Source organism: Leptolyngbya sp. CCNP1308, from assembly GCF_034932455.1.
In the GTDB taxonomy this organism is placed as follows: Bacteria; Cyanobacteriota; Cyanobacteriia; order Phormidesmidales; family Phormidesmidaceae; genus Nodosilinea.
Genome location: NZ_JAYGIH010000118.1, coordinates 20,510 through 27,982, shown reverse-complemented (window position 1 = coordinate 27,982; position 7,473 = coordinate 20,510). Strand labels below are relative to the sequence as shown.

Here is a 7,473-nt window from a genome sequence, read left to right as displayed (position 1 = left end):
TAGTTGCGCGCGCAGGCAACTATTCAACCCGCAAGCATCCAGTAGGTTAATGGCATTGAGGTGGTTAGCCTTCGCTATAGCTCCTAACGGTTCCTTGTAGAATTTGCTTGGGGTGTCTCAATCTGATTGACCCGATTGGAAAAGTATCAGCAACAGTAACTCGTTAGTCGCCAATCCTGCAGCATGAACGGTTCTAAAGGGAGGGTGATAGGGCGACTTACCCCCTGACTCTATCTCGCTGGAGCGTTTAAGAATGCACAATGAGTACTGAGCATGGTGCATGGTGCATGACATAATTACTCACACTGCCTAAGACCAGTTCACTCAGCCCTGTACGCCCCCGACTTCCCATAATAATCAAGTCGGCTTTCCAGGTTTGTGCTGCTTTCTTGATTACTTGACCAGGCTTGCCTGGAATTTGAGTGAACTCGGTCTTGATCCCCATTTCGACTGCTTGTTCGCTGTAGGGTTGGAATTTCTCCCGGCTTTCCTTCTCATATTGCTGCCACTGCCGCCGATGCGCTTCCCAATTGATTTCATCATAAACTGAAAAGAACATAGGGGTTTCTTGAGATGTCCCTGATTGATCTCCACCCTCGCCCATGCCCAGAGTCGAACCCGGACTACCTTCATCCTCCACAGACAATACATGTAATACCATGAGACTTGAGTCCATTGCTTTGGCTAAAGCAACAGCCTTTGTAAAAACAGCTTGAGCGGTAGATGTGCTGTCCAGTGAAACTAGAATTTTCTGAAACATATGAATGTCCAAGAATGAGTATTGGTGGTTGAAGAACTTGTGGAACTGATTCAGATACTTCACCTTTGACTGGAAGGCGGGTCAATTGCATTTGCAAGAACTGCCCACGGTACCATTGGCACCATTGGCAATAAACAGATTAGCCATTGATTCCAAGTGAGAGGTGCGGTTTCAAAGAGCGTGTTCATCACCGGCCACTGGCTAAACACAATTTGCAAGACAACAGCCGCAGCAATACCAATCATTAGGATCGGTGCCGTTGTGATTGATGGGGTTTGACGGCGCACATAGGCGATCAAACTTGTCCCCAATTGACTGATGCTGATCAAGTAGATAATTCGCGCTGCCACAAGCGATTGGATAGCCATCGTGCGGGCGACTGCAATATTACCTGTTGTGGATTGAGCCCACTCAAACATACCGAAAATCAAAACCCAGTTAAATAGCGAAACAGCTACTATTCGGCGTAATAATTTCTGGGTGAGCAAAGGCTCGTTGGGGTTGCGGGGTGGCTGTTGCATCAATCCCTGAGACTTGGGTTCAAAGGCGAGGGGAACCGTCATGGTGATGGAGTTAATCATATTTAGCCAGAGCACTTGCAAGGATAAAATCGGCAGATCCCTTGCTAACAAAGCACTGATCAGAATTGTCATGGATTCTCCGCCATTCACAGGCAGGAGAAAGGCGATTGCCTTCCGTAAATTCTGGTAAACCGTGCGCCCTTCTTCCACAGCGGCTTTAATGGAGGCAAAATTATCATCGGTCAATAACATGTCAGCGGATTCACGGGCAACTTCCGTACCCCCTTTGCCCATCGCAATGCCAATATCCGCCTGCTTGAGTGCCGGGGCATCGTTCACTCCATCTCCCGTCATGGCGACGATATTGCCTCTGGACTGGAGTGCTTCCACCAGTTGCAGCTTTTGCGCCGGGGCAACTCTGGCAAAGACAGACCCTTCGACGGCTGCATTGTGAATCTCTGACTCATTCATTTGGGCTAACTGTTGCCCAGCAAAGGCGACAACCCCTGAGCTAGTTTGAATCCCCATGCGTTGGGCGATCGCCCGTGCGGTGGCAATGTGATCGCCCGTGATCATCTTGACTTGAATCCCGGCAAACTGACAGGCATGAACCGCAGCGATTGCCTCGGGGCGGGGCGGGTCAATCATTCCCTGGAGTCCTAGAAACACCAGATCGGTGGCAACGTCCTCATGGTCAATCGCGTGTTGCTGTCCCCCCGCTGTTTTTTGGGCAAATGCCAGCACCCGTACCCCTTGCCCTGCCATGTCATCGACCTCTTGTTTAATCCGGGTAGAATCGAGGGCGATTGCCTGCCCCTGAGCATCGAGACTCTGGGTACATCGGCGCAGCAAAGCCTCCACCGATCCTTTCACATAAATCATTCGCGGCTGAGCATCGTGCAGGGTTGCCATGTACTGATACTCCGACTCAAAGGGAATGGCATCCATGCGAGGGGTTGCAGCTTTGAGTCCGGATTGACTCAGCCCTGCTTTCTCAGCCACGGTAATCAAGGCTCCTTCTGTTGGATCACCCACTACCGTCCAATCTGTCCCCGTTTGTTTAAGCTGGGAGTCGTTACAGAGAATCCCTGCCGTCAAACATTGAACTAACGCAGGTGGCAATTCCGCTGCGTCCAGTGCCATCTCCTTGCCTTTGCTGACCTGGGTTATGTCACCTTTGGGACTGTAACCCCCACCACTGGCGCAATAGTGTTGCCCCCCAGCATAAATCGCCTGAACCGTCATCTGGTTTTCCGTCAGCGTCCCGGTCTTGTCGGAACAAATAACCGTGGCACTGCCCAACGCCTCCACCGCTGGCAATTTACGAATGATGGCGTTGCGTTTTGCCATCCGGTTTACACCGATCGCCAGCGTGATGGTTACGACCGCAGGTAAGCCTTCGGGTATCGCACTGACTGCCAGGGCAACCGCCGCCTCAAACATATCAATCCAGGAGCCTCCCTGCCCCACCCCCACCGTCAAGGTGAAGGTCGCCAGGGGCAAGATAATGTAGAGCAGAGTGCGGCTGAATTTTTCAAACTTCCGGGTCAGGGGTGTGGTGAGACTAACCCGATTTTCCATCGATCGCGAAATCTGCCCCATTTCAGTGGAATTAGCAGTCGCGACGACGATCCCCTGTCCCTGCCCGAAGGTGACAAAACTGCCTGCGTAAGCTGAATTGCGCCGTTCAGCGAGGGAAGTATCCTCAGGTAGCACCTGGACGGATTTCTCGACGGGAACAGATTCCCCGGTCAAAGCAGATTCATCTATCTGTAAGGTGCGAACTCGCAGCAACCTCAAATCTGCCGGGACTTTATCGCCCGATGTCAGCATCACGATATCCCCCGGCACCAGATCCCGCGAGGGAATCCGCAGGGGTTGACCTTCTCGCAGAACGGTGGTTTCAGTGGTGACGGCTTTGGCGAGAGAGGCGATCGCCCCCTCGGCCTTGGCTTCCTGCACATAGCCAATGATGGCGTTAATCAGCGTTACGCCCCAGATCACCCAGGCATTCGTCCAGGAACCCAAAAACGCTTTAACGGCTCCAGCCAGGAGCAAAATGTAGAGGAGGGGTTGATGAAATTGCAGCAAAAACCTTAGCCACGCGGGTTTTCCAGGCTTAAACTGCAATTCATTCCAGCCATACTGTTCGTAACGACGAGCCACCTGCTCAGGCGTTAAACCGTTGTCTACACTGCTGTCCAAGTGTTTAACGATTTCATGGTCAGTCAGTGCATGGTAAGAACGTGATTGCGGTTGGATAGTCATCATAACCCCCCAATATTTAGACTTACTTCTCTAAATATCTCATTGCGAAGGTAGCTGACAAAAACTAATTTTCAATAGTTTCCATTTGTACGGATCAGATCAAAAAATTAAGTTCGGTCTTTGGGGGGTCAAGCGTTTAGATTTGTACATTCGTTACAGAAGGTTGACGTTACCCATCACCCGCCGCAGATAGCCTTTCCACCACAACCGATCAACTATCGGCGGTCGGTGTGAATGGGCATTGTTTAGCTTGCGTCTATTACTAGTGAGTAGTAGATTGCTTAGTATTGGCTGAAGATTGTGAGTGTTGGGTTTTGTGCCTCGACCCAACACTCACAATCTAAAATCCTTTATAGAAACCATTTGAGATCTAATCTTTTAGTTGCTCAACTAGGTTGACAAACCTGAAACCTATTAACAGCAAGGAATTAAGGAACTTGGTAAATCAGCCTAATTGAGGACCATCAACAAAAGAATGCGGGTTTCAGGCATTCTTTTGTTCAAATTCTCTACAAAACTGCTTATTGACAATTGTCCAAAAGGCCAATCAAATAAGGGATTTCAGGAAGGAGGGGGTAGTTGAGCAATTACACGAGATCTTATACGGAAAATTTCAGCATAAATACCCGACGACTGGGGCGTCCTGTAACTTAAGATTTCTTTGCTAATATTACATAGATACTTATAGATGACTCACCGCCTCTGCCAAGGCGATTGCTTGACTAGGTACGTGATGCAATTCGGCTCAAGCACTATTCTTACCGGACAGAACAATCCTACGTTCATTACCACGCTTGTGGCAGAACCATGAGTCGGTTGCAAAGGGAAACACCCAGTGAAATAACTCTGAGTCCTGGAATAGCTGCCCGCGCCACAAAGCAGCATCACAGCCTCTCTCGGCAGCTCTTTCGTAAGTACAGGGAGGGTAAGCTAGATTGGCTAAATGTGCGCGCAGGCAACTACTCAACCCACGAGCCTTCAGCAGATTAAGGCCATTGAGCACTCAGCTTGAGCGATAGTCACCTCGGCTACCTCTCAGCAGTGCCATTCTGCCCCATTCAAAGTCGACATTTCAGGAAACAGGTCGTGAAAAATGGGCGGGAACCCCACCCTAATGGCGATAGGCCTCTGCTCTCGCCCCTTATCAATCCAGGAAATTCTTTGCATAAGAGAGGTTCAATATACCTCCTCTCAACGAACCAGTGCCCGATCATTTTTGTTTACTTAAAGTAGCTTTTCTAGCCTTGTTTTCCTTAGTAACTCCACAGTACGGTTGAAACGTCAGCGATAACCTTCTCCCTCTCACCCTTGAAAAGCAAATGCTTCTACCCTCCCTGCGCGTCACAAAACCATTACTGTTGTCGATCGCCCTTCCGCTTGCTTCCCTCACGCCCGCTTGTATGGCTCGGTGATGTTAAAGCAACAATAGAAATACACCTGAATTTAATAGTACTGGTGTACTATTAGGGTATTGAATTTAATTACTCTCAATGGTTGTCAACGCTGTATTAATATGACTCTTTCTAAAAAAGGCCAATCTGCTTTTGATGCATACTCTCGCTACATTCAAGAATTGAGACTATTGAACCACTCTGCAAACGCCGACAGAGTGCTGACAAGCCTTATGATCCGTCGTGTTGCGCCTTTGCTAGGTGGACCTACGCCCAAAGGAGAGCGGGCTACACAAGTTGAGAAGCAAGCTACTCTAGACTTCCTGATGACAATTTCTGCAGCCTGTTTAAATGAACTGCCAGAACTGCTGGAAAAAGCTTTCTCTAGCCAAGAGAAGGAAAATCTTAGACGCGCTAGATCAATTATAAAAAAATTCCACTCTCGCCTCGAGGCCTGGGGTTACTTCCATACAAAGGAAGAGGTGAAAAAGAGCAGACACGAAATTCTAAAGGAAAACGAGCACAAGAAAAGTCAGTTTCATAGCCCTGCTGGCCAGGCACGCAAAGACTGGCATAACAAAAATGGAAAGCATCACGCTAACCGTTATGGCAGGACGAAAAGGGGGGGTTATGCCTTAATGGCTAGGAAGGCTGTCAATACACGAGGAAATAAACATACTGTTCAAGTTTTTCCAGAAGATTACATCAACAAAGACTTGAAAGTAGATTTAGTATCAATAAAAGATTCTCAAAAACGTCAAAAATTGAGTAAGTTTACCATTGAAAATTGCAGCACAAAAACCATGCAAATTTTTGGTTGGCTGCACAGATTCAGAGGCGTTAGCCTTGAAGATCTAAGGTTAACAACTATTATTAATTACTCACCATTGGCGGCTGACTTATCAGAACTACTTCCTGAAGGATACCTTGTTGAAGAACTAAGAGATTCAGATCTCAATCAAATACCACTCGACTTGCTGAATAAGATAGCAGTCAAAAAAATGCTTCTTGAAGAAGAATCAAAAAAACTTCTGAAGCAAATAAACAACTTATGCAAGATTTCTTAGATTGGCTAGATTTACCACCTGCAAGTCAACTTTGCTATGTCAACACGTTTAGAAGCATTGCCACTTATATTTACAGAAAAGAGTTAGAAGCCTCAAAACATGAACGTTCTGTTCAGATTCATACTATTCAAGCCATAAATTCTATAGGTTTGGAATTAGAAAAAATTAAAAATCATTCTCCTGAATCAGTTTCATTCGAAATCAAGAGCATACCCTGGAATGATTGCATTCGAACCATTGAAAAGCTTAGGCAACGATATGAGGAAAAATTCACTTATCAAAACAGCAAGAGGGAAAAATCAGGAATCCACCCTAGAAAACGAACAATCTATGCATTGGCTAGAGATCTTCAAAATTTTTTGTCAGTCACTTTAAAGGTTGTTATACCTCCGGACCGAAGTCGCACCTATTATGAACTCGAATTGGGCAGAACCTTGCTGTATGGTAAGTTTGAAGGCAGAAGCTTTACTCCTATAGAACGATTAGAAGACACTTCTCAAGCTGCCTGGTATATTCATCTAGGAATAGAAGACTATAAAACAGGAAAATCTTACGGAAATTACTGGGCACCTATTCCTAACCAAAAGTTTGCCGATGGCAAAAAGCTATATGATTATATCGAAGAGTGGCTTTCTTGGGGAAGAGAGAGCCATGGTCCTGTGGACCATAATTTTTTCTTTCGCGGAGTGAGCGACAGAGGTCCACTAAACCACGCCGATTGGTGGAATAGAATCGTGGATATAATGGATCGTGAAACAGGTATTGCAGTTTCTCCTAAAGAATTTAGAAGGATCTACGTCAGCTTCTTAAAATCCCAGAGAGCAACAAATGCACAGCTCGAAGCAGCCCGAATTGCACAACATCATTCAAAAAAGATGCAGGACTTTGTGTATGATCAGAGAGAGCAGATGGACAAGCTAGCGCCAATATATGAGTTTAACGAAGAAGTCATTGACGCTATTTTAGAGTCTATGTCTCAGCAGGATGAAACTAAGAGCATAGAAATCACTGACTCAAATAAGCAAGAAGTTATTACAGATTTCTATGAAAAGGTGCTCGACCAAACACAGGTAGAATACAATATTAATAAAACAACTGCGGAAAGTTTTTTCTTGTCAGAAAACGAAAAATCTGTCACCGGATTTTCAACTGATCTTTCTCCTCAAACCGAAGGAGAGTCAGCAGAAACACTGTCTGACAGTAAGATTTTAGACAACTTTCAAGGAAATACAGGAGTTAAAGAAAGACTCCAAAAATCAAAGCGTACAAAATCAAAAGCAGAAGTAATCCCCGTACAGCAGCTTATCCTTGAGTTGAATTAGAGAAATTAAGGCTGTCTATTTCGAGGTTTTTCGAAACTCTGGTTAGATTAACTTATTATCTTTCTTCATGGCGGTTCGACTAAAAAGCAGTGTCCTCCACCACGCCGATTTTCGGTTCCTCCCTGTCGCTGTCTAGTCGTAGTG

At 46.3% G+C, this 7,473-nt stretch carries 4 protein-coding genes; 2 read left to right on the top strand and 2 right to left on the bottom strand.

Going from position 1 to position 7,473, the window contains the following annotated elements; genetic code table 11:
• Positions 1 to 247: 247 nt before the first annotated feature.
• Positions 248 to 760 carry a universal stress protein gene (locus tag VB780_RS30650; protein WP_323354991.1) on the bottom strand — a complete coding sequence of 171 codons (513 nt, stop codon included), beginning with the start codon at positions 758 to 760 and terminating at the stop codon, positions 248 to 250.
• 59 nt (positions 761 to 819) lie between these two features.
• The gene (locus VB780_RS30645; protein ID WP_323354990.1) at positions 820 to 3,549 is read right to left on the bottom strand and encodes a cation-transporting P-type ATPase; all 2,730 of its coding nucleotides are present in this window, start codon (positions 3,547 to 3,549) and stop codon (positions 820 to 822) included.
• 1,513 nt (positions 3,550 to 5,062) lie between these two features.
• Between VB780_RS30645 and VB780_RS30640 the strand changes: the two genes are divergently transcribed.
• Positions 5,063 to 6,007, top strand: a complete 945-nt coding sequence (locus VB780_RS30640) for a hypothetical protein (protein WP_323354989.1) — start codon at positions 5,063 to 5,065, stop codon at positions 6,005 to 6,007.
• Positions 5,992 to 7,329, top strand: a complete 1,338-nt coding sequence (locus VB780_RS30635; protein ID WP_323354988.1) for a hypothetical protein — start codon at positions 5,992 to 5,994, stop codon at positions 7,327 to 7,329. The genes VB780_RS30640 and VB780_RS30635 overlap by 16 nt, the downstream gene beginning before the upstream one ends.
• The last annotated feature ends 144 nt before the right edge of the window (positions 7,330 to 7,473 follow it).